The organism is Agrobacterium sp. CGMCC 11546 (genome assembly GCF_013365515.1).
In the GTDB taxonomy this organism is placed as follows: Bacteria; Pseudomonadota; Alphaproteobacteria; order Rhizobiales; family Rhizobiaceae; genus Agrobacterium; species Agrobacterium fabrum.
Genome location: NZ_CP047390.1, coordinates 33,970 through 54,532 on the forward strand (window position 1 = coordinate 33,970; position 20,563 = coordinate 54,532).

At 60.5% G+C, this 20,563-nt stretch carries 22 protein-coding genes and 3 pseudogenes; 11 read left to right on the top strand and 14 right to left on the bottom strand.

Going from position 1 to position 20,563, the window contains the following annotated elements:
• Positions 1-41: 41 nt before the first annotated feature.
• From GSF67_RS24885 to GSF67_RS24920, 8 genes and pseudogenes are all read right to left on the bottom strand, one after another.
• Positions 42-638, bottom strand: coding sequence for a sulfite exporter TauE/SafE family protein (locus tag GSF67_RS24885; protein WP_006312285.1), 597 nt, complete (start codon positions 636-638; stop codon positions 42-44).
• Positions 639-734: 96 nt separating this feature from the next.
• Complete coding sequence (gene arsK / locus GSF67_RS24890) at positions 735-1,931, bottom strand: arsenite efflux MFS transporter ArsK (protein ID WP_006312286.1); 1,197 nt, start codon at positions 1,929-1,931, stop codon at positions 735-737.
• A pseudogene (gene arsH / locus GSF67_RS24895) lies at positions 1,928-2,652 on the bottom strand (arsenical resistance protein ArsH). Before arsH ends, arsK begins: the two are co-directional and overlap by 4 nt.
• The gene (gene arsC / locus GSF67_RS24900) at positions 2,627-3,049 is read right to left on the bottom strand and encodes an arsenate reductase (glutaredoxin) (protein ID WP_006312288.1); all 423 of its coding nucleotides are present in this window, start codon (positions 3,047-3,049) and stop codon (positions 2,627-2,629) included. The pseudogene arsH and the gene arsC overlap by 26 nt, the downstream one beginning before the upstream one ends.
• Before the next feature lie 4 nt (positions 3,050-3,053).
• Positions 3,054-4,094 carry an ACR3 family arsenite efflux transporter gene (arsB, locus tag GSF67_RS24905; RefSeq protein ID WP_006312289.1) on the bottom strand — a complete coding sequence of 347 codons (1,041 nt, stop codon included), beginning with the start codon at positions 4,092-4,094 and terminating at the stop codon, positions 3,054-3,056.
• Positions 4,095-4,099: 5 nt separating this feature from the next.
• Entirely contained in the window at positions 4,100-4,543 is a 444-nt protein-coding gene (gene arsN2, locus GSF67_RS24910; protein WP_006312290.1) for an arsenic resistance N-acetyltransferase ArsN2, read from the bottom strand.
• The gene (locus tag GSF67_RS24915; RefSeq protein WP_006312291.1) at positions 4,540-5,070 is read right to left on the bottom strand and encodes an arsenate reductase ArsC; all 531 of its coding nucleotides are present in this window, start codon (positions 5,068-5,070) and stop codon (positions 4,540-4,542) included. The genes arsN2 and GSF67_RS24915 overlap by 4 nt, the downstream gene beginning before the upstream one ends.
• Positions 5,067-5,423: a helix-turn-helix transcriptional regulator gene (locus tag GSF67_RS24920; protein WP_006312292.1), complete on the bottom strand. Its 357-nt coding sequence runs from the start codon at positions 5,421-5,423 to the stop codon at positions 5,067-5,069. The genes GSF67_RS24915 and GSF67_RS24920 overlap by 4 nt, the downstream gene beginning before the upstream one ends.
• A 41-nt stretch (positions 5,424-5,464) precedes the next feature.
• Between GSF67_RS24920 and GSF67_RS24925 the strand changes: the two genes are divergently transcribed.
• Positions 5,465-5,986 (top strand): DUF6428 family protein, encoded by a 522-nt coding sequence (locus GSF67_RS24925; protein ID WP_006312293.1) that lies wholly within the window; start codon positions 5,465-5,467, stop codon positions 5,984-5,986.
• Positions 5,987-6,176: 190 nt separating this feature from the next.
• On the opposite strand, the gene GSF67_RS24930 is transcribed toward GSF67_RS24925, so the two are convergent.
• Both GSF67_RS24930 and GSF67_RS24935 read right to left on the bottom strand, forming a co-directional pair.
• Entirely contained in the window at positions 6,177-6,608 is a 432-nt protein-coding gene (locus GSF67_RS24930) for a hypothetical protein (protein WP_006312294.1), read from the bottom strand.
• Complete coding sequence (locus GSF67_RS24935) at positions 6,595-6,873, bottom strand: type II toxin-antitoxin system Phd/YefM family antitoxin (RefSeq protein ID WP_006312295.1); 279 nt, start codon at positions 6,871-6,873, stop codon at positions 6,595-6,597. The genes GSF67_RS24930 and GSF67_RS24935 overlap by 14 nt, the downstream gene beginning before the upstream one ends.
• 74 nt (positions 6,874-6,947) lie before the next feature.
• Here GSF67_RS24935 and GSF67_RS24940 point away from each other — a divergent pair.
• A pseudogene (locus GSF67_RS24940) lies at positions 6,948-7,466 on the top strand (integrase); the annotation flags it as partial.
• 7 nt (positions 7,467-7,473) lie between these two features.
• Positions 7,474-7,928 (top strand): annotated as a pseudogene (locus GSF67_RS24945) (DUF305 domain-containing protein).
• A gap of 36 nt (positions 7,929-7,964) precedes the next feature.
• On the opposite strand, the gene GSF67_RS24950 reads toward GSF67_RS24945, so the two are convergent.
• The 4 genes from GSF67_RS24950 to repA all read right to left on the bottom strand — a co-directional run bounded on the left by GSF67_RS24950 (position 7,965) and on the right by repA (position 13,214).
• Positions 7,965-8,936 carry a ketopantoate reductase family protein gene (locus GSF67_RS24950; RefSeq protein ID WP_006312303.1) on the bottom strand — a complete coding sequence of 324 codons (972 nt, stop codon included), beginning with the start codon at positions 8,934-8,936 and terminating at the stop codon, positions 7,965-7,967.
• Positions 8,937-9,541: 605 nt separating this feature from the next.
• Positions 9,542-10,786 carry a plasmid replication protein RepC gene (repC, locus tag GSF67_RS24955; RefSeq protein ID WP_035215080.1) on the bottom strand — a complete coding sequence of 415 codons (1,245 nt, stop codon included), beginning with the start codon at positions 10,784-10,786 and terminating at the stop codon, positions 9,542-9,544.
• A gap of 157 nt (positions 10,787-10,943) precedes the next feature.
• A complete protein-coding gene (gene repB / locus GSF67_RS24960) occupies positions 10,944-11,939 on the bottom strand; it encodes a plasmid partitioning protein RepB (RefSeq protein WP_006312309.1) in 996 nt (331 codons plus the stop codon).
• 84 nt (positions 11,940-12,023) lie between these two features.
• Positions 12,024-13,214 carry a plasmid partitioning protein RepA gene (gene repA, locus GSF67_RS24965; protein WP_006312311.1) on the bottom strand — a complete coding sequence of 397 codons (1,191 nt, stop codon included), beginning with the start codon at positions 13,212-13,214 and terminating at the stop codon, positions 12,024-12,026.
• Positions 13,215-13,591: 377 nt separating this feature from the next.
• Here repA and GSF67_RS24970 point away from each other — a divergent pair, with 377 nt between their 5' ends.
• Genes GSF67_RS24970 through trbL form a run of 8 tightly spaced genes read left to right on the top strand, consistent with a single transcriptional unit; the run spans position 13,592 to position 20,558 of the window.
• Positions 13,592-14,230: an acyl-homoserine-lactone synthase gene (locus GSF67_RS24970; RefSeq protein ID WP_006312313.1), complete on the top strand. Its 639-nt coding sequence runs from the start codon at positions 13,592-13,594 to the stop codon at positions 14,228-14,230.
• Positions 14,227-15,198 carry a P-type conjugative transfer ATPase TrbB gene (gene trbB / locus GSF67_RS24975; RefSeq protein ID WP_006312315.1) on the top strand — a complete coding sequence of 324 codons (972 nt, stop codon included), beginning with the start codon at positions 14,227-14,229 and terminating at the stop codon, positions 15,196-15,198. Before GSF67_RS24970 ends, trbB begins: the two co-directional genes overlap by 4 nt.
• A complete protein-coding gene (locus GSF67_RS24980; protein WP_006312317.1) occupies positions 15,188-15,598 on the top strand; it encodes a TrbC/VirB2 family protein in 411 nt (136 codons plus the stop codon). Before trbB ends, GSF67_RS24980 begins: the two co-directional genes overlap by 11 nt.
• Entirely contained in the window at positions 15,591-15,890 is a 300-nt protein-coding gene (locus GSF67_RS24985) for a conjugal transfer protein TrbD (RefSeq protein ID WP_035215083.1), read from the top strand. The genes GSF67_RS24980 and GSF67_RS24985 overlap by 8 nt, the downstream gene beginning before the upstream one ends.
• A 10-nt stretch (positions 15,891-15,900) precedes the next feature.
• Complete coding sequence (locus tag GSF67_RS24990; RefSeq protein WP_006312326.1) at positions 15,901-18,363, top strand: conjugal transfer protein TrbE; 2,463 nt, start codon at positions 15,901-15,903, stop codon at positions 18,361-18,363.
• The gene (gene trbJ, locus GSF67_RS24995) at positions 18,335-19,144 is read left to right on the top strand and encodes a P-type conjugative transfer protein TrbJ (protein WP_035215087.1); all 810 of its coding nucleotides are present in this window, start codon (positions 18,335-18,337) and stop codon (positions 19,142-19,144) included. Before GSF67_RS24990 ends, trbJ begins: the two co-directional genes overlap by 29 nt.
• Positions 19,141-19,374, top strand: coding sequence for an entry exclusion protein TrbK (gene trbK, locus GSF67_RS25000; RefSeq protein ID WP_006312336.1), 234 nt, complete (start codon positions 19,141-19,143; stop codon positions 19,372-19,374). Before trbJ ends, trbK begins: the two co-directional genes overlap by 4 nt.
• Positions 19,368-20,558 carry a P-type conjugative transfer protein TrbL gene (gene trbL / locus GSF67_RS25005; protein WP_006312337.1) on the top strand — a complete coding sequence of 397 codons (1,191 nt, stop codon included), beginning with the start codon at positions 19,368-19,370 and terminating at the stop codon, positions 20,556-20,558. Before trbK ends, trbL begins: the two co-directional genes overlap by 7 nt.
• Positions 20,559-20,563 lie beyond the last annotated feature (5 nt).

Here is a 20,563-nt window from a genome sequence, read left to right on the forward strand (position 1 = left end):
GCTTCCGATCATCCGCAGGGCCCCTGCTATCAGAAGGAAAGCTAAGATGCCGCGCAGCGTCTGGGGCTTGAAATAGAACGCTCCCAACCACGAACCGATATAACCTCCGACGCCACACATAGCAGCCAAAGCTGAAGCTCCGCAGGCAGGGCGGGCATGGTGGCCCATGCACCTGCCAAGCCGGCCCCGGAACTAACGAGGTTGAACACCGCCGAGATCGCCGCGACCTGACGCGACGCTGCCCACCTTAGCGCCAGCACCAAGGGCGCCAGGAAGATGCCGACGCCTACCCCCGTCACACCGGACACGATGCCCAGCACCCCACCAGCCACGAGCGAAGGCATAAAGGGCGGACCTTTGGTGTGGGCTTCGCCACCACGGCTAGATACCGGGCGCAGCATCTGCGCGCCTGCAATGAACAACAGGATTCCGACCAACGGCTGATACACCGCCGCAGGCAGGTGCAGCGCGCCGCCGAGCAATGAGAAAGGCAGGCCAAGGATTGCGAACGGGTAGCACGTGCGCCATGTGACCAGAACAGCCCGGTAGAAGCGAACGCAGCCGATGGCCGAGACGAGAATGTTGAGGGCGAGGGCTGAAGGCTTGATAACGGAGGGCGAGAATCCGGCCAGTCCCATCAGCGCCACATAGCCCGTGCCCCCGCCTGACCGACGGAGGAATAGAGCAGAGCGACGATCCCAGCGAGAGGGGCAAAGAGGATATGCAGCACGCGATCAGCCTACTATGCCCTGCCGACGAAAGCTCCCAAGGAGGACGAACAAGGCGAGGGCCAGCAGGCCGAGGCCGACGATGGCTGCCAGGGACAGCGAGAACCCCAGCCATTCCATTGCCAACGCCATGACGACGGGGGCCGAAGCCGAGACGATCAGTCGAGCGGCCATCATCTTCCCTTGCAGCTTGCCGTAACCTTCGCTGCCGAACAGCGCCAGCGGCAGGGTGCCGCTGACAATGCTCAGCAGGCCGTTGCCCATGCCGAACACCACGGCAAAAACCATGGCTCCAAGTATGGAGGGCGCGGTCAGGTCCAGGACCAGAGCGCCTGCAGGTATCAGTGCCGCTGAGATCATCGCCAGGTGCAGCGCGTCAAGGTGTTTTCCGAACAGCATGTTGATCAGGCGGCTGGCGACCTGAGACGGGCCGAACAGGGTGCCGACGAGCGCGGCCGTGGTACCGCGCCCCAGGCCGGCCAGCAGCGGCACCATGTGGACCAGGACGGAGGCGCTGGCGAGATACTGCACGGCGAAGGCTGTGGTCATCAGGATGAAGCCCATGCGCCGGTGCGACGACGCCAGGGAGCCGGCGACCGGCGCGGCCGGATTGGTGGCGGCCTCCCTGCGACTGACGGTCAGTCCATAGGACAGCCAGGCGTGAAGGGGCAGGCAGACAAGCAGATTGAGGCCAGCGAATATGAGGTAGACGTTCTGCCAGGACAGCTGGGCGTGCAGCGCCGAGGTAATCGGCCAGAAGATCGTTGAGGCGAACCCGGCAATGAGGGTGAGATAGGTGATGCTCTGCTGCGCCACCGCCGGCCGGAGCTGGACCAGCAGCGCGAACGCCGCGCCGTACTGAACCAGGTTGGCAGATACTTCGAGTGCGACCAGCGCCATTACGTAAGCCCCCTGCCCCGGCGCGTAAGCACAGGCTACCAGCGCGGCGGCCGCAACGGCAGAGCCGATGGTCATGACCCGCCCGGCGCCGATGCGGTCAATCAAGACGCCGAGCCAGGGAGCGGAGAGACCGCCGATCAGCAGCGCCACCGAGAGCGCGCCGAAGATCCATTCCTGAGGCCAGGACAGGCTTTCAGCCATGTCCGGTGCCAGAATGCTGAAGCTGTAACAGAGGGTGCCGTAGCCGACGTTCTGGGTGACACCAAGGGCGAGGATCGCGCCGATCGGCATGCGCTGGGTCATATGGACTTGAGGCTCACGCGCTGCTCGAGCTTTTCGGCCTCTTCCTTTCGCTCGCTGTAGCGATCGGTGAGGTAGGCCGAGCCGTCACGGGTCATGAGCGTGAACTTGACTAACTCCTCACAGACGTCGACAACGCGATCATAGTAGGAGGAAGGTTTCATGCGACCGTCCGCGTCAAATTCCTGAAAGGCCTTGGCGACTGACGACTGATTGGGGATCGTGATCATCCGCATCCAGCGACCGAGAACGCGGAGCTGGTTGATGGCATTGAATGATTGCGACCCGCCGGAAACCTGCATCACCGCCAGCGTCTTGCCCTGGGTTGGCCGCACGGAGCCGACCGAAAGCGGGATCCAGTCGACCTGCGCTTTCATAATGCCGGTCATAGCGCCGTGGCGTTCCGGCGAAACCCAGACCTGGCCTTCCGACCAGGCGGACAGGTCGCGCACTCCTGCACCTTGGGATGGCTCGCCGGTTCCGCATCTGGAAGCGGCAGGCCTGCAGGATCGAAGATCCGCACTTCGCAGCCGAAGTGCTCCAGCAGCCGCGCCGCTTCTTGCGCCAGAAGCCGGCTATAAGACACAGCCCGCAGAGAGCCGTAGAGGATCAGGATGCGCGGTTTGTGCGATGAGAACGGAGGACGCAGCGCGTCCAGGTCTGGCTGACGAAGATGCGACAGGGATGCGGCAGGCAGATCAGACAACGCGCTTGCCCTCCGCATCGAGAACCTGTTCGCCGTCTTCCTTGGTGAAGGCGCCTTTGTCGGTATCCGGCAGGATGTCCAACACCACTTCGGACGGCCGCGCCAGACGCGTGCCGAGCGGCGTCACGACCAGAGGCCGGTTAATCAGGATCGGGTCCTTGAGCATCGCGTCGAGCAGCTGATCGTCACTGAGAGCAGGATTATCGAGGCCAAGCTGCGCATAGGGCGTGCCCTTCTCGCGGATCGCCTGGCGCACGGTGAGGCCGGCGTCAGCGATCATCTTGACAAGCTGATCGCGGCTTGGCGGGGTTTTCAGGTATTCGATCACCGTAGGCTCAATGCCAGCGTTGCGGATCATCTCCAGCGTGTTGCGCGACGTTCCGCAGGCGGGGTTGTGATAGATTGTGGCATCCATGGTTTCAGGCCCTTTCGATGGTGGAAGTGGAGGAGCGGACGGCGGGGCCGCGCTCGTACCAGCCCTTGCTGCGGTTGACGATCCAGACCACCGACAGCATGACCGGCACCTCGATAAGTACGCCGACGACGGTGGCCAGCGCCGCGCCCGAGTTGAAGCCGAACAGGCTGATGGCGGCGGCCACCGCCAGTTCGAAGAAGTTGGACGCGCCGATCAAAGCCGACGGGCCGGCGACACAGTGCTCCTCCCCGCTCATACGGTTGAGCAGGTAGGCGAGGCCGGAGTTAAAATAGACCTGGATGAGGATCGGCACGGCCAGCAGTGCGATCACGCCCGGTTGCGCGAGGATCTGCTCGCCCTGAAAGCCGAACAGCAGCACCAGGGTCGCCAGCAATGCAATGAGTGACACCGGCTGCAACCTGGCGCCAAGGCGGTTCACGTCGGTCCACCGGCGCAGGATCTGTGCCGCGATCACCGGCAGGACAATGTAGAGCACGACCGACAGGATCAACGTATCCCAAGGCACCGTGATGGCGGACAGACCCAACAGCAGCGCGACGATCGGCGCGAAGGCCACGACCATGATCGTGTCGTTCAGCGCGACCTGGCTCAGCGTGAAATGCGGTTCGCCTTTGGTCAGGTTCGACCACACGAACACCATGGCGGTGCATGGCGCGGCGGCCAGAATGATCAGGCCGGCGATATAGGAATCGACCTGACCGGCCGGCAGGTACGGCCGGAACAGATAGCCAATGAACAACCAGCCAAGCAGCGCCATCGAAAATGGTTTTACCGCCCAGTTGATGAACAGGGTGACGCCGATCCCGCGCCAGTGGCGGCCGACCTGACCGAGGGACGCGAAATCGATCTTAAGCAGCATCGGAATGATCATCAGCCAGATCAGCACTGCAACCGGCAGGTTGACCTTCGCGACTTCGGCGCCGCCGATCGCCTGAAAGGCGCCGGGCATGAGGTGGCCGAGGGACACCCCGACGATGATGCAGGCGAAGACCCACAACGTCAGATAGCGTTCAAACGTGGACATAATTTTTACCCTTTGATAGACTTGGCAAACAAGCCGGCAGACGCCGGGCACAGGCTTGCTGCCTGGCGAGTTTGCAGGATCGCCGCCGGCGCAGCCGTGCGCTCGACTTTCACGAACCCCAGATGTTCAAAGAACGCGGCCGCCGATTCCGTCAGCAGATAGACGGTATGGGCGCCGCCGCGCCCCGCCTCGTCAAGCAGCCGGCTAGAGATAGCTTCGCCATAACCGCGCCCGCGTTGGTCTGGCAGGACGACCACGGAGCGCAATAGTGCGCAGTCGCCATAGGGCTCCAATCCACCAAAACCGACGATTTGACCCCGGTCCGCAAAGCGGAAGAAGGTGCGCCCAGTTAGCTCCAGATCGTCGACCGGAAGTCCCGCCGCCTGCAGGGCTGCCTGCAGGTCTTTGTCGTGCCCGCTGGCCGGCTGCTGATCCAAAACGTAGCTCACGCGACGTCGCCCTTGCGGCTGGTGCTGCCTTCCATCGTGCCGATGGTGCGGAGCCGGGTTTCCAGCGCCAGCTTGTCGATCGAGGCCAGGGGCAGGCTTAAGAATGCGGTGATGCGGTTCTTGAGATAGCGGGCCGCCTGGGAGAAGGCCTGGCCCTTTTCGATGAGGGAGCCCTCGACAGCTGCTGGATCTTCAACGCCCCAGTGAGCAGTCATCGGGTGGCCGATCCAGACCGGGCAGGCTTCGCCAGCGGCGTTGTCACAGACCGTGAAGATGAAATCCATTTGCGGTGCGTCAAGCTCCGCGAAGACGTCCCAGCTTTTTGAGCTGAAGCCCGTTGCCTCGTATCCGAGGCCGCGCAGCGTATCCAAGGCCAGTGGATGAACCTCGCCCTTGGGCTGGCTGCCAGCAGAGAACGCGCGAAACCGGCCCTTGCCCTCGCCATTCAAAATGGATTCGGCAAGGATCGAACGGGCTGAATTGCCGGTGCAGAGGAACAAGACGTTGTAAACGCGATCAGCGGTCATTGTAGGTTCTCCTTAGGGTTTGGCGCGCAGCAGGCGGCGATTTCGGTAGCCGGTGCGCAGATTTCCGGGTGACCGGCGCAGCAGTCTTCCATCAGGAAGCGGACCAGCGCGCCCAGTCCGTCATAATTTGCGGTATAGATGATCGAGCGGGATTCGCGCTGCTGATTGATCAGCCCGGCACGTTCCAGTTCCTTCAAATGGAATGAGACGTTGGACGGGGAGACCTCCGCCTTTTCCGCGATCGCGCCGGCAGCCATTCCGTCCGGACCGGCCACCACCAGCATGCGGACGATGTGGAGCCTCGTTTCCTGCGACAGCGCCGCAAATGACATGAGGGCTTGACGTTCTTCCATATTTCTACAATCCTTGAATTATTGAAACAGGAGTAGCCGAAATGAACGCACTCGACAAGCCCCTTCTCGAAACCGATATCAGCCTTGGTCGCCTGCTCGACACCATCGACGGCGTCCGGGACATGCCACTGATCTTTTCCTACGACGGCCGGCCGGTGAAGGGCGGCTATCACGTGACCGAGGTGAAGGCGGGACAGTTCGCAGCACTCGACTGCGGCGCTGAGCACGAGGAGTGGTCGGAAATCTTCGTGCAGCTGTGGGACATCGATGAGGGTGACCGCGCCCACATGCCGGCCGGAAAGTTTGCCGCAATCATCCGCAAGGTTTCGGAGCACTTGCGGCTGGAAGGATCTGCCAAGCTGACCTTCGAAGTCAGTGACGGCATCCGGCCGATGCAGCTCTATTGCGCGGCGTCCCCTGCGCTACACAGCGGCGCACTTCACGTCGATCTGGTGCCTCGTCCCGCGAGCTGCAAGCCGCGCGATCGCTGGCTGGCGGAGGAAAACCAGAAAGCCTCGGCGTGCTGCGGTCCGGCACAGAAAACAGGATCATGCTGCTCCTGAGTCCGCTCAAGTAGGGTGAGTCCGGCGACTAGGGAGAATGCCTTGCTCTTTGGAATCAGTGAGATAGACTCAGCAAAATAAGGACGGCCGACAGGATAAGGTCGGGTCAAACGTCACCCGCGGTGATCTAAACGGGATGGAAATGACTGGCGACAGAGAGGCGGGAGGACTTTCCTCCGCCACACCGCAACTATTCGCTTCGGGCCGTCGCGCGATGACGTTGCGCACGGGCCTGCTCAACAAACCGGCGCCTGACCTCATCAAACAGGGCCGGTGGCAAGGCCCCGTAGTAGCCCGTTTCGCTATCGACCGGCCTGACGTCGGGTCCCGGCCAGACAAACCGATTGCTTTCCGTCAGAACAATCCAGGAGCGTTCGTCGTCAAGACCCAGACGCCGCTTGGTGGCAGCCGGGATTTCAACGGCGTCTTGCGGATCGGATGGCGGCGAATGCGTGACGGGCAAAACTCTCACGGCCGGCGTTCCGTCTTCCAGAGTAGCGACGATCGCCAGGACAAGCACCGGACGGTCCTTGTCTGCCTCCTCCCGTCCTTCGAGATGCTGCCAATGCCAGAGATAAGAATATCGGAAGAGCCAGCCGACCTTTGGTTCAGTCGGCAGCATGCTTTTCCGTCAACAGTTCGGCATTGAGATGATCCAGGCCCGGCTCCATCCGCGAAGCTTCAATGGCTGCGAGTTCATCGTCACCAAGGGCTGCCGAGAGTTCAACCCGGCGATCCCGTTTCGCCAGCCGGAGATAATCCTCATAAGCTATCAACACCGTGCGCGGGCGGCCGTTCTTGGTGATGATCACCGGCTCACGGACAGCGGCATCCTGATAGGCCCCGAAATTTTTCGACACCGCCGCAGCGGTTACTGTGGATGTCATGGCAAAACTCCTTTGCTCCGTAATATACGGGATTTACGGAATATATGCAAACACGTGGTCTTGGGTTGCGCAAGATGAAGCTAACATCACCGACTCTGGCCGCAACTGACGAGTCAGTGCTGAAGCGCGCCGGGGAACTGGATGCTCTGGACGCCATCCTTCCGTTCGACCGCCGCGACCAGCTTGCCGAGCTTTTGACCGACGACGATGTGGCGACCTTGAAGCATCTCGCCAGCGAGGGGCATGGGCGAAAACACCATGCGGGCCCTGGCGTCGGATCTAGCCTACCTTGAAGCGTTGTGTTCTGTTGCGACCGGCACTCCCCTTCCCTGGCCGGCACCCGAAAGCCTGCTCCTGAAATTCGTCGCGCACCATCTGTGGACTCCGATCGAACGCGAAACCAATCCCGATCATGGCATGCCCGAAGACGTCTCGATCGCACTGCGGGCCAAGGGCCTCCTGAGAAGTAGCGGCCCGCATGCGCCGGCGACCGTTCGCCGCCGGTTGACCTCCTGATCGCTCCTCACCCGCTGGCGTGGTTTGACCGGATCGTTTTCGGCCTGGCGGTCCGGGCCAGCAATCGCCCGCGGCAGAGTCATCATGTTCAGTCTGATGTACCTGAACTCGATCACGTCACCTATAGCCAGACCCGAACCTGAATGGCACTCCTGATGGGCGCGGTGATGGCGGTCGTGATGATTAACTTTATGTGGTCGATGTACAAGGACAGGACCGCGAATGCGATTATCGTCGCCGCGAGTGTCGTCGTCTTCGCCGGATCTCTCTGGCTCGTGTGCAGCCAGGAGACGGTCTCCGATGTCAGTTACATGAAGGCGATGATCCCACATCACTCGATCGCGATCATGACAAGTGAACAGGCGCATGTTAGAGACCCGCGGGTGCGGAAGCTGGCAGATGGGATTATCGATGCGCAAGTGCGCGAAATCGGCGAGATGAAATCATTGATCGCAGATCTGGAGGCTCATCCCGTCCCCGACAATGCGCCCGACTTTCCATCCTATCGCGAGCGAGGCGCCCCGCCGCCGACACAGTAAAGTGTCATACTGGCGAAAGCTGATCCAAATGGTGCTCTAGGCGAGAGACAGCGCCCGCTTGACCTCATCAAGGGGAATTGTTCCTGGCTGCAGTTTCTCCCGCACCATGCGCGCGGCGAGTTCACAGAACCAGGCATTGGCCGGCGCTGGGATGCCGTGCAGCCGTCCCAGCAGAACAACTTCGCCGTTGAGATAATCGGTCTCGATGGATCCAGTGGACCGCGCAAGGCTTTGCGTCGATGAGCTTCCTGCCCGGCTGAAACCCGGGACGGACGCAACGTTCATCAGCTTCCCGCGGTTGGGATCGGAGTCACCGACACCCTGCCACTTGATGCCCGCAGCAGCGAAAACCATCTCCGCCTCTTTGCGGAGAGTGGCGGTAACAGATGCGGTATCGCCCTGGCGCCCGCATGCAGCTTCAACAATATTGCTGAGGTTCAAAAGGAGCTTTCCATATTTGGCCTTCATCACGTCTGGCGACAAAAAGGCTGGGAGGCCCGCCGCAGTGAGCGTCTTCGCGACGGCTTCATCGACACAGTCGCTCCCATACGGATATCGACCAAGGTAGAAATATCCCGAGTGCGGTGACCCGAAGGCGACGACCTCACCAGGCGTGACAAAGTCGGTCGGCATCATGACGCTCACACCATGCACATTGGCAAAATGCCGCAATGCCCTGCGCTCGTTCTCGACGCCGTTCTGGAAACAGAAGACCGCTTGGTCCCGAAGGCCGGCTGCCGAGAGTCGTTCGATGACGTCGCCCATATGCTGGGTCTTCGTACAGACCATCACCACATCGTCGGGGCGAAGCTTGATCGCACTCGGCCTCTCCACGCATTCGAAGCGACGGATGTCGGTTCCCGCAGGCGTGCGCAATGTCAGCCCGTTCGCCTGGATAGCCTTCAGCTGCTCGCCGCGGGCAATCCCGATGACCTCCTCCCCGGCACCAGCAAGTGAGACGGCAATTGTGCCGCCGATTGCACCCACGCCATGGATAATGAAACGCATGTTAAAAACCTCGTATGGGCGATATGGAGAGCCCCAATTCCGGTTTGCATGCTAAATGCCCCTGACAGTCTGTGTAAAGCAGCATGGACGATATGATTTTCGAGGTGATTCCATCCCACGGTAGTCACCACGGACCATCTGGAGACAGGCGATGAAGTCTCCGGCTAGCCGTCATGACGTCTCCGGCGTAGTCTTTGAGGGCTCGGGCAGTATCTAAGCAAGGCAAGCGATCATTTTTTTCATTCACGTGTCAGGCAATGAGAACCTGGAACTTCTCAACCTGAGCCCTCGCCTCGCACGGCTCCATCCTTGCCCTGCGAGCATTGCGCCATAAAGTTCGCAGGGCGTGATCAATATTTAATGTTCTCTCGTGTCCAGTTGACGATCAGCGCATAGGGCCTCGCGACACGACCATTGATCTGCTCGACCCCCAACTGCTTCTGTCTCGTCTTCCACATGCAACAGCCCCTCGCAATTCCATAGTCAACGCTGATAACTGCCTGTATTGAAACAGCAAATCACCAAAAAAAACGGCTGACAAGTTTAGGTGCTCCAGCGCCACAGTCCGATCGCGTTTTCCTACAGCCAATGATTTCGGTCCCGTGTCAGGCCGACCTTCGGTGCCCGGCGCCATTCGCCTTCATGAGAGCCATCAGCATTGGCCCGAGCGAAAACTCGCCGCGCTCAGAGCGCCTGGTCAGATCCCGCAGATATCCGCCTGCCGACGTTATGAAATTCGACCGCTCGAAAATGCAGGCCACAGCCACCGCGGCATTTTCCGGCCCCATAGCGTTGCACGCCTCCTCGTAGGCAGAGGGGCTGACGCCGAGCATCGAGCGCACAACAACGGCCGCCTTCAAGAGCTCGCGCCAGTGCTCAATGCGCCCGCCGGGCCCGTAATCAGTGATCTGCGGGCAAGCACGAAGGACCATTCCGAGTGGGAACGCCTTGATCGGCTCGCGTCTCGTCTTCTGTGTTTCCTTCGGCTTATCCCCCGTCAGAGATTTGTCCGCCGACTTTTCGCCCTGCTCGTTTCGAGAGCTAGGTTCAAGTTCATTGATGGATTCGGTTTTTGAATTCTGTATGTGCCGGTCATCTTGAACGGCATTGCCATGCATTTTTTCCGTTTTAAGCTGCATTTCCAGAATGTTGAGGACCTCTTCCCGCAGGAGCTCCATTTCATCGAGCGCAGTTTCGACCTGTGGACGGTTCGGGTGCCGAGGAAGGCGGGCGAGAATGCTGACATACTCGGACTCCACATGGTCCCAATTACCGTCCGCGCCCTCTTCAATGGCGGCCGAGATCAACTTGCGCACATCGCGACGGCAGATCGTCAGCGCTTCCCTTGCGCGGCGGAAGCGCGCGCGCTCGGCGGCGACGTCCTGCGCCATGATGGCGAGCTCCGTGGCACGAGCTAGCAGCGGTGTCAGGTCAAATCCGTAGGCCTGTTCGACCTCGCCATCCCGGTTGCGGTGCGCGTAGCGTTTACCGTTCGGGCTGTCGCGCCGCAGGATGAGGCCGGCATCGACAAGCGCGGCAAGTTGCCGACGCAGCGTCGTCTCGGTGATTCCGTGCGCTCGCACGGACAACTGAGCGTTGGACGGGAAGACGACCAGCCCCTGGCTCAGATCCAGCTCCGCGTGAGGGTGAAACGTCAGGAGGGCATCAAGGACGGCAAGTGCCCGGTCCTGGATCCCCAGGCGTTCCCGTGCTTCACATACGTCTCGAAAGACCTTCCACTTCTCGACGCGCATTTCCGGCCGTGGATCTTCGATCGCCATCTGACTCCGTACCAGGGCGAGCGACATCGGCCGCCGCCCAAAGGGCGTCGTCACATGTCCTGTCTGCATTTTTCTTTCACCTTGTTTCGGGCAAAGGAAATCAGCTCACCAAAAACGGCGCCAAGACTCTTGACTGTGATTCCGGGAAATGCGATTCTCGATCCTGCTAGAGATGACGAGAGAGGCTTCCACGGTTCGCCGTTTGGGGGCCTTTTTCTTTTGCGGTTCAGTCTCCGTTTGTTTCAGTTTTCGATCCTTTGTACTCATCGTACAAACGACCCATGTGTGAAGACAGCCATTCGCTGAACGGCCTGGCTTCAGCATTGGTAAACTCGATGGCAACCTTCCTTGCCTTCGAATTCATCACCATGTTCAATCCGCGATCGGTCGAGGTCCAGTCCCGGACAGGGGCTTCTGCCTTCGGCTTCTTGGCGACTGATTTGGCCTTGTATCGCTTCAGATGATCATGAAGTTGGTCGAAGCGGTCGCCTTCTGGAAGCGCCTGGAAGTCGGCAGACTCCACGTGCTCACTGGCAACCTTGGACAGGGCAGGGGCAAGGACAAGCTGGCGGAGGCTCAGCCACCGGTCGCGCCCGATTTTCTTGGACGCACCCAACGCCGCTATAACCGATGCCGGCACTGCCTCGATGACCGCGAGCATCTTCGAGAGCATCGCCTCGTCAATCGCAAGCGAAGAACGCACTGTCTCCTTGGTCATTCCCGACGCAATCAGGTTCTGGGCGAAATAGGCGCGCTCTATGAAGGACAGGTTTGACCGCGCCGCGTTCTCCTGGCCCTGAACAATGGCGGAGGTGGTGTCGTCCAGCTGCTTTACGATTGCCTTGACCGGAACTCCAAGCTCGCGCGCGACCTTGAGGCGGCGATGGCCGAACACCACCACATATCGCTTTGCGTCCGTCGAGCTCGGACGAACCAGAATAGGCGTCGTCTGACCTGATTCCCTGATCGCCTGGAGCAGTTCCTGAAACTCCTCCCCATCGTCGGACAGACGGTCAGCAACGAAAGAGGCATCGATTAGCCGCGGATCAAGGTCCACGATCACCTCGCCTTCCATCAGCTTCTTGGTGTTCTCGGCCATATCCTCGATGGAGCGGACAACCGTCTTTGCGGCTCCTGTCATTCCGTAACCGGGCCTGGTTGGCGTCTGGCTCGCCGCGATGGCCGCCATGTCCAGCTTGGCGAATGGATTTTCACGCGACATGGCTGGCCTCCGGACGAACGTTCAATTGCGACAAGTCATTCATCGCGCTCACAAAAACGGAAAAAAAAACGGCTGACAAGTCACTCATTTTCGCCCCCAGACACCATGAATGAGATCGACGATTTCCGCGTTGGCGGCATTGAGACTTTCCATCGCGCGGTCGTAGGTCGCGCGGACGAACTCGCCCCGCTCGACCTCGTACAGGGTCTGCTTCTTGATCGACGCGTCGGAAATCGCCGTAGATTTCAGGACGTGATTTCTCAACATCTGCTGCGCGAACATCGACTGCATGAACCCGACCATCTGGGCCTGCGGAATATCCGTCGGCTCAAAGCGGGTGATGAGATAGCGGAACCACTGCACCCGCATCTCCGCCCCGGCCTCGGCGACAGGCCCCATGATCCCGCCAAGCATCATGAGAAACTGGCTCATCGACATGATGTCCAGCATTTGAGGATGGATGGTGATGAGGATGCCTGTCGAGGCCATAAGTGCGGTGATCGTGAGGTACCCCAGTTGAGGAGGGCAGTCGATGACAACGACGTCATACTTGTCGTCGACCTGCTTCAGGGCACTGGCGATCCGCATGTAGAACAGCCGTCCGTCCTCGCCCTTCCTGGACGAGATCGCCAGCGGCACGTCATATTCGTATTCCTGGAGAATCAGGTTCGCCGGGACGACATCCAGTCCCGGGATGTTAGTCGGCTGGATGACGTCCGCGATCGACTTGCGTTCATCATCGAAGCGAAGCGCCTCGTAGAGAGAGGCAGTGTCGTCAAGCTCCGGCTGGATCCCGAAGAGGGAGGTGAGCGAGGCCTGCGGATCGAGATCGACCGCCAGTACTCGATGTCCGGTGAGAGCAAGATACTGGGCAAGGTGCGCAGCCGTGGTGGTCTTGCCGCTGCCCCCCTTGAAATTAACGACCGAGACAACCTGCATCGGTTCGCCTTCCCGGCGCCTGGGCACGTAGTTGCGCTTGTCGGACTTCTTGTTTGCCTCGAGATAATCCCGGAGCTCGAGCATCTGGTCTGCCGTATAATACCGACGCCCGCTGACCGACTCGATCTTCGGCCCCTTGCCATCAGAATGGAGTTGCCTCAGATGCGTCTGGGTCACCCCCATGAAATCGGCGACTTCCGCGAGCTGGAACTTGCGCAGTCCCTTGCGAGCGTCCGGCGGGTATTGCTGGCTGCGCAACATATGCAACGCGCTTGAGATCTTCGACCCCTGCTGGGCGATCTCGATATCAAACCTGTTATGCAGCTCAGTGCTCATTTTGCGAACTATTTCCCGGAGGTCTTCACTTTCGAAAAAATGGCTTCGAGGCCATCATTTGCGAAACTATCATCCGATTCCCATCGCGCCGCAAGACATTTAAGGTTAACAACAAGTTAACGCACGTGCCGAGAATCGGCCCGGTTCAGCGAATCCGCGATATCTTTCCGCCAGTTAGGCAGATTCCATCAGTTGCGTATAGTCAGTAGAAACTGCAGATCTGCAGTTGCAGGTCCTGCGCTTATTGCTCACCGTCGACGCCTCATGGGCTCATGGCTCCCTCCTGCGAGAGAATCAGCATCTGCAGATCTGCAGATAGCCAACCGTGGATTGAGGTGATCTTCATCCCGCCTGACGAAGTTCAAGCGGAGATAAGAATGCAGGTTCTTGCAATCTCGCCCGACCGATATGTCGAGCATCGAAACCTTCTGAAGCAGATGTACCGGCTGCGCGCCAACGTATTCAGCGAGCGGCTCGAATGGGACGTCACCGTCACCGATGGCGGCGAGAGGGATCAGTACGACGACCTCAATCCAACCTACATCCTCACCACCTTTGGCGGCAGCAAGGTTGTCGGATGCACACGCCTCCTTCCGGCACTCGGCCCGACCATGCTGGAACGGACCTTCCCGCAGCTGCTCGCTGATGGTTCGCTCCATGCGTCCGGTGCAATGATCGAGAGCTCGCGCTTCTGCGTCGATACGACCTTGCCCGCCGGCAGGGGAGGGGGCCAACTCCACCTTGTGACTCTTACCATGTTCGCCGGCATCATCGAATGGTCGATGGCAAACGGCTATGACAAGATCGTCACCGCCACCGACCTTCGCTTCGAGCGTATCCTGAACCGGGCGGGATGGCCGATGGCGCGTATGGGTGTACCCGTCGCGATCGGAAATACCGTCGCCATTGCCGGCATACTTCCAGCGGATCAGGAGAGCTTCGAACAGGTTCGCCCGTCGAACTATCGGTCCGCTCTTCCCCGTACCGATGATCATTCGGAGAGGAGCGCAGCGTGACCCAGCTTCGCTCCCATACAAGACTTGTCCGCAAACTCCAGGACGCACTTGGCGACCAGCTCTGCCTAGCGCTTGACGATGCAACAGTCGTCGAGATCATGCTCAACCCTGACGGCCGACTGTTCATCGAACGCCTCGGTCATGGTGTGGCCGAAGCCGGGCTGATGACACCAGCGGTCGCGGAAGTGGTTATAGGCAGTGTCGCCCACGCTCTGCAGTCGGAAGCGGACGACGAACGCCCGATCATCTCCGGGGAGCTGCCCATCGGGGGCCATCGATTCGAAGGCCTGCTGCCACCCGTCGTGTCCGCGCCGGCGTTCACGATTCGTCGTCGCGCCTCGCGTCTCATCCCGCTCGATGATTATGTGACCTCGAACGTGATGACGGAGGCCCAGGCATCAGCCATCCGCAGTGCCATCGATGCTCGGATGAACATCGTCATTTCCGGGGGTACTGGCTCCGGCAAGACCACCCTCGCCAATGCAATCATCGCCGGAATCGTCTCGGCGGCGCCAGATGATCGCATGGTGATCCTCGAGGATACCGCCGAAATCCAGTGCGCCGCCGAAAACGCAGTCTGCCTGCATACCAGCGATACGGTCGACATGGCGCGATTGCTAAAAAGCACCATGCGACTGCGTCCAGACCGCATAATCGTCGGCGAGGTCCGCGACGGAGCAGCGCTGACCCTCTTGAAAGCCTGGAACACTGGTCATCCCGGAGGGGTCACTACCATCCATTCGAACACCGCGATGTCGGCGCTGCGCCGGCTTGAGCAACTGACTGCCGAGGCCAGCCAGCAGCCAATGCAGGAGGTGATCAGCGAGGCGGTCGATCTCGTCGTCTCGGTCGAGCGGACGGGAAAGGGGAGGCGGGTCCGCGAGGTGATCCATATCGAGGGATACCGCAACAACCACTACCAGACCGAACACTATGCCCAGATCGACGAGGACAGTCATGTTGCGTAAGACCTATCCCATTTTTGCACCAATCACGGTCGCCGCCATCACCTTCACTATCTCAGCGCCCGCATTCGCGGGCTCCGGCGGCGGTGGTCTTCCGTGGGAGTCGCCACTGCAGCAGATCCAGCAGTCGATCACCGGTCCCGTCGCCGGGTTCATTGCCCTTGCCGCAGTCGCGATCGCCGGCGCCATGTTGATTTTCGGCGGAGAACTCAACGATTTTGCGCGTCGCCTTTGCTACGTCGCCCTGGTCGGCGGCGTTCTCCTCGGCGCGACACAGATCGTCGCTCTTTTCGGTGCAACCGGTGCGTCGATCGGTGGGCACCATGCCGAAGCAGGGGCTGCTCCAAATGTCCCTAGGCCCGTGACGACACTATCCGTGGCAGGGGGGTGGCATTTTGGCTGAAGCTGGCTCAAACCTTACTCGGTCCCGGGTGCATCGAGCCCTGTCGCGTCCCAACCTGTTGATGGGCGCCGATCGCGAGCTTGTCCTCGTCACGGCGCTCGCCGCCGTCATCCTGATATTCGTTGTGCTCACCTGGTATGCCGCTCTGTTCGGGATCGCAATCTGGCTGGTCGCTGTTGGGGCGCTTCGCATGATGGCGAAAGCCGATCCGTTGATGCGAAGGGTCTATATCCGGCATATCTCCTACAAAACCTTCTACCGCGCGACATCGTCGCCGTGGCGCAAATTCTGAAGGGGTCGAGATGGTTGCCCTCAAATCCTTCCGTCATTCCGGACCATCCTTCGCCGATCTCGTGCCCTATGCCGGCCTAGTCGATAACGGCGTCGTCCTGCTGAAGGACGGCTCGCTGATGGCCGGCTGGTACTTTGCCGGGCCTGACAGTGAAAGCTCGACGGACGCCGAGCGCAACGATGTCTCCCGCCAGATCAATGCGGTCCTGTCACGACTCGGCTCCGGCTGGATGATTCAGGTCGAGGCCGTGAGGGTGCCGACCGCAAATTACCCCAAAGAATCCGGCTGCCATTTTCCTGATCTCGTCACCCGCGCTATCGACGCGGAGCGACGGGCACATTTTGAGAAGGAAAGAGGGCATTTCGAGAGCCGGCATGCACTGATCCTGACTTGGCGGCCGCCGGAGCCACGCAGGTCCGGCCTGACCCGCTATATCTATTCGGACACCGCCAGCCGGTCCGCCACTTATGCCGACAAGGCGCTCGAAACCTTTCTGACGTCGATCCGGGAGGTCGAACAGTATCTTGCCAATGTTGTTTCGATCCGACGGATGATGACATGCGAAACGCCGGAGCGCGGCGGTCATCGTGTCGCCCGCTACGACGAACTCTTCCAGTTCATCCGCTTTTGCATCACCGGGGAAAATCATCCGGTGCGCCTGCCAGAGATCCCAATGTATCTCGACTGGCTGGTCACGGCCGAGCTGCAGCACGGTCTGACGCCACTTGTCGAGAACCGATTTCTCGGCGTGGTGGCGATCGACGGCCTGCCCGCCGAAAGCTGGCCGGGAATACTCAACAGTCTTGACCTGATGCCGCTCACTTATCGCTGGTCGTCCCGCTTCGTATTCCTTGACGCCGAGGAGGCGCGCGCAAGGCTCGAGCGTACCCGCAAGAAGTGGCAGCAGAAGGTCAGACCATTCTTGGATCAGCTCTTCCAGACGCAGTCGCGGTCACTCGACCAGGATGCCATGGTGATGGTGGCAGAGACAGAGGACGCAATCGCCGAAGCCTCGTCGCAACTGGTGGCCTACGGCTACTATACGCCGGTCATCGTCCTCTTCGATGAGGACCAAACCCGTCTTCAGGAGAAGTGTGAGGCGGTCCGCCGCTTGATCCAGGCCGAAGGTTTTGGTGCCCGCATCGAGACAATCAACGCGACTGATGCCTTCCTCGGCAGCCTGCCGGGCGTGTCCTATGCCAATATCCGCGAGCCGCTGATCAACACGCGCAATCTCGCGGACCTTATCCCGCTTAATTCGGTCTGGTCGGGAAGCCCGGTGGCGCCATGCCCATTCTATCCGGCCGGATCGCCTCCGCTGATGCAGGTTGCTAGCGGATCGACACCCTTCCGGCTGAACCTGCATGTCGACGATGTCGGCCACACGCTGATCTTCGGCCCAACCGGTTCCGGCAAATCAACGCTGCTCTCATTGATCGCGGCCCAGTTCCGACGATACGCCGGTGCGCAGATCTTCGCGTTCGACAAGGGGGGCTCGATGCTGCCGCTGACGCTGGGGCTCGGCGGCGATCATTATCAGATCGGTAGCGATGCTCAGGAAGCAGGAGACGGAAGGGTACTCTCTTTTTGCCCGCTGGCCGAGCTCTCGACCGATAGCGATCGTGCTTTCGCCTCCGAGTGGATCGAGATGCTGGTGGCATTGCAGGGCGTGACGATCACTCCGGACTACCGCAATGCAATCTCAAGGCAGGTCGGCCTGATGGCCGAGTCCCGCGGGCGCTCCCTTTCAGACTTCGTCTCCGGCGTGCAGATGCGGGAGATCAAGGACGCCTTGCACCACTACACTGTCGATGGGCCTATGGGGCAGCTTCTCGACGCCGAGGAGGACGGTCTGGCGCTCGGCGCCTTCCAGTGCTTCGAGATTGAGGAACTGATGAACATGGGCGAGCGCACCCTTGTGCCCGTTCTGACCTATCTTTTCCGACGCATCGAAAAGCGCCTCACCAGTGCACCCAGCCTGATCATTCTCGATGAAGCCTGGCTGATGCTCGGTCATCCAGTGTTTAGGGACAAGATCAGGGAATGGCTGAAGGTGTTGCGCAAGGCCAATTGCGCAGTGGTACTGGCCACCCAGTCAATCTCGGACGCCGAGCGCTCCGGTATCATCGATGTGTTAAAGGAGAGCTGCCCAACCAAGATCTGCTTGCCGAACGGTGCGGCCCGTGAGCCGGGCACGCGCGAGTTCTACGAACGCATCGGCTTCAACGAGCGGCAGATCGAGATCGTCGCAACAGCGATCCCGAAGCGGGACTACTACGTCGTTTCGCCCGAGGGCCGGCGCCTGTTCGACATGGCGCTCGGTCCCGTCGCGCTCTCCTTCGTCGGGGCATCCGGAAAGGAAGACCTCAAGCGCATCCGCGCCCTTCATTTCGAACATGGGGCCGCATGGCCTCTTCAATGGCTCCAGCAAAGGGGGGTCGCCCATGCCGACACGCTCTTCCAAACCCAATAGGACATTGCACACCGCGCTTGCTGCGGTCCTCATGCTCTCGTCCGCCCTCCCGCTTCCAGCGCAGGCCGGTGGCGTCACCGGACAGGCGACAGAATGGACGCAGCTTGCCAACAATACCGAACTGATCAGTCTCGTCGGCAAATCTGCCGAGCAGGTGAACAATCAGATAACCCAGATCTCGCAGCTGGCCGAGCAGATTCAAAACCAGCTCAACATCTACAAGAACATGCTGCAGAACACGGCGCAGCTTCCGGACCATGTCTGGGGCCAGGTCGAAAACGATCTGAAGAACCTCCAGAACGTCGTTAACCAGGGCCAGGGCGTCGCCTTCTCCATGGGAAATGCCGACGATGTCCTCAAGCAGCGTTTCCAGAGCTTCGCCGACATGAAGAGCAACCTGCCGGACGGGGCGAGTTTTTCCACGACATATCAGAGCTGGTCCGCCACCAATCGCGACACGATTGCCGGCACCCTGAAGGCCGCCAACCTGACGGCCGAACAATTCTCCAGCGAGGAGAGCACGATGTCGCAGCTCAGGTCGATGTCGGAATCGTCCGACGGCCAGATGAAGGCCTTGCAGGTCGGGCACGAGATCGCCGCGCAGCAGGTCGCGCAGATGCAGAAACTGCGGGGTTTGGTTTCCCAGCAGATGACAATGATGGGAACGTGGTTCCAGTCCGAGCAGGCGAGACAAGATCTGGCGCAGGCCCGGCGCGAACAATTCTTCAGCGGGACCGAGCGTGACATCAGGGGGGGCCAGACGATGGAGCCGCGCTGGTGAGCCCGCGTCTGGTCGTCATTATCACCCTCGTCGCGGTCGTTTCCGCGGCCGGTGCAAGCTTTATCACCTGGGTCGTCGTTCAGCAGCAGGCCACGCCAGTCTCAGGGTCAGGCACCGGCCCAATGAATTCATCCTCTGATGAAGAACAGCGCCAACATCGCGAACAGTTCTTTGGTGGGAACTCCGACCGCGATATCCGCGGCGGTCAGGAGATGAAGCCGCGATGGTAGCCGTTCCTTCTTCCCGCACGCTTGAACGAATGTTCATTGCGATCGCGGTCGTCCTGCTTGCGACCACCCCAGCGCTGGCGCAACAGGGCCAGGTCCTGACCACACTCGAAAATTCCGTCGTCACCGCTGCCAAGGGCTGGGAGACGACGGTGATGAATGCAGCTCGCTCGTTGTTCTGGATCCTCGCCGGCATCGAGGTCGGGATCGCGGCAGTCTGGCTGGCAATCAACGCTGCCTCGCTCGACAGCTGGTTTGCTGAACTGGTCAAGCGCATCATGTTCATCGGCCTGTTCGTCTTCATTCTCGACAGAGGACCTGAGTTCGCCAAGGCAGTGGTCGACAGTCTTTATCAGATTGGTGCCGGTGGTGGCTCCGCCTCTCCCGCCAACATCTTTGATGCCGGCATTCGTGTCGCGACCAAGATGTCGGAACAGGCGAAGTTTGGCCTGTGGGAGGATAATGCGCTGGCGATCGCCGCCGTCTTCGCCATGGTCGTTGTCGTCGTGTCCTTCTCGCTAGTCGCTGCGATCTTCGTGGCCGTCATGGTCGAGATGTATCTCGGGCTGCTTGCCGGCATGATCATGCTGGGGCTCGGCGGTTCCTCCCATACTAAGGACTTCGCGATCAAATATCTTGTCTATGCCTTCTCCGTCGGCATGAAGCTGATGGCGCTGGTGATGATCGCCAAGATCGGCTCGGACATCCTTCTCGGTCTGGCCGAGGCCCCAACGGCGGCATCGGAACAATTCATCACCACGCTGGCGATCGCCGGTATCTCGGTCGTTGTCTTCGTCATCGCGATGTATGTGCCGCCCATCCTGCAGGGCGTGGTCCAGGGCGCGTCGGTCGGTGGCGGAATGGAAGCCATTCGCCATGGCGGGCAGGCCGCGTCTTTTGCGGCGGGTGCCGGCTTTTTGGCAACTGCAGCGGCGAGCAGAGGGTTTCAGGCGGCGACGACTGCAAGGGCAGGTGGAGCATCTCTCGGCAGCGCTGCGCTGCGCGGCATGCAGGCCGGGATTGGCGGGGCGGCAGGTGCGGTCGGCTCCGCAGCAAAAGAAAAAGCGATCGGCTCGCCCGGCGCCTATGCCGGATCGATGCTCGGCCTTGCCAACGCCAAGCTCGATCAACAATCCGGCCGGCCGGGCACACCGCCCCCACCACCGCCGATCAATGACAGCAAGTGACGGAA

What these genes read in the sequence shown, in the direction of transcription:
- trbL (WP_006312337.1), top strand. Translation starts at nt 19,368, where the DNA reads ATGGTAGCCGTTCCTTCTTCCCGCACGCTTGAACGAATGTTCATTGCG.
- arsK (WP_006312286.1), bottom strand. Translation starts at nt 1,931, where the DNA reads ATGACCCAGCGCATGCCGATCGGCGCGATCCTCGCCCTTGGTGTCACC.
- GSF67_RS24990 (WP_006312326.1), top strand. Translation starts at nt 15,901, where the DNA reads ATGGTTGCCCTCAAATCCTTCCGTCATTCCGGACCATCCTTCGCCGAT.
- trbJ (WP_035215087.1), top strand. Translation starts at nt 18,335, where the DNA reads ATGCCGACACGCTCTTCCAAACCCAATAGGACATTGCACACCGCGCTT.
- GSF67_RS24920 (WP_006312292.1), bottom strand. Translation starts at nt 5,423, where the DNA reads ATGGAAGAACGTCAAGCCCTCATGTCATTTGCGGCGCTGTCGCAGGAA.
- arsC (WP_006312288.1), bottom strand. Translation starts at nt 3,049, where the DNA reads ATGGATGCCACAATCTATCACAACCCCGCCTGCGGAACGTCGCGCAAC.
- GSF67_RS24915 (WP_006312291.1), bottom strand. Translation starts at nt 5,070, where the DNA reads ATGACCGCTGATCGCGTTTACAACGTCTTGTTCCTCTGCACCGGCAAT.
- GSF67_RS24925 (WP_006312293.1), top strand. Translation starts at nt 5,465, where the DNA reads ATGAACGCACTCGACAAGCCCCTTCTCGAAACCGATATCAGCCTTGGT.
- GSF67_RS24950 (WP_006312303.1), bottom strand. Translation starts at nt 8,936, where the DNA reads ATGCGTTTCATTATCCATGGCGTGGGTGCAATCGGCGGCACAATTGCC.
- GSF67_RS24980 (WP_006312317.1), top strand. Translation starts at nt 15,188, where the DNA reads ATGTTGCGTAAGACCTATCCCATTTTTGCACCAATCACGGTCGCCGCC.
- arsB (WP_006312289.1), bottom strand. Translation starts at nt 4,094, where the DNA reads ATGTCCACGTTTGAACGCTATCTGACGTTGTGGGTCTTCGCCTGCATC.
- GSF67_RS24885 (WP_006312285.1), bottom strand. Translation starts at nt 638, where the DNA reads ATGGGACTGGCCGGATTCTCGCCCTCCGTTATCAAGCCTTCAGCCCTC.
- GSF67_RS24930 (WP_006312294.1), bottom strand. Translation starts at nt 6,608, where the DNA reads ATGCTGCCGACTGAACCAAAGGTCGGCTGGCTCTTCCGATATTCTTAT.
- repC (WP_035215080.1), bottom strand. Translation starts at nt 10,786, where the DNA reads ATGCAGACAGGACATGTGACGACGCCCTTTGGGCGGCGGCCGATGTCG.
- GSF67_RS24970 (WP_006312313.1), top strand. Translation starts at nt 13,592, where the DNA reads ATGCAGGTTCTTGCAATCTCGCCCGACCGATATGTCGAGCATCGAAAC.
- repB (WP_006312309.1), bottom strand. Translation starts at nt 11,939, where the DNA reads ATGTCGCGTGAAAATCCATTCGCCAAGCTGGACATGGCGGCCATCGCG.
- repA (WP_006312311.1), bottom strand. Translation starts at nt 13,214, where the DNA reads ATGAGCACTGAGCTGCATAACAGGTTTGATATCGAGATCGCCCAGCAG.
- GSF67_RS24935 (WP_006312295.1), bottom strand. Translation starts at nt 6,873, where the DNA reads ATGACATCCACAGTAACCGCTGCGGCGGTGTCGAAAAATTTCGGGGCC.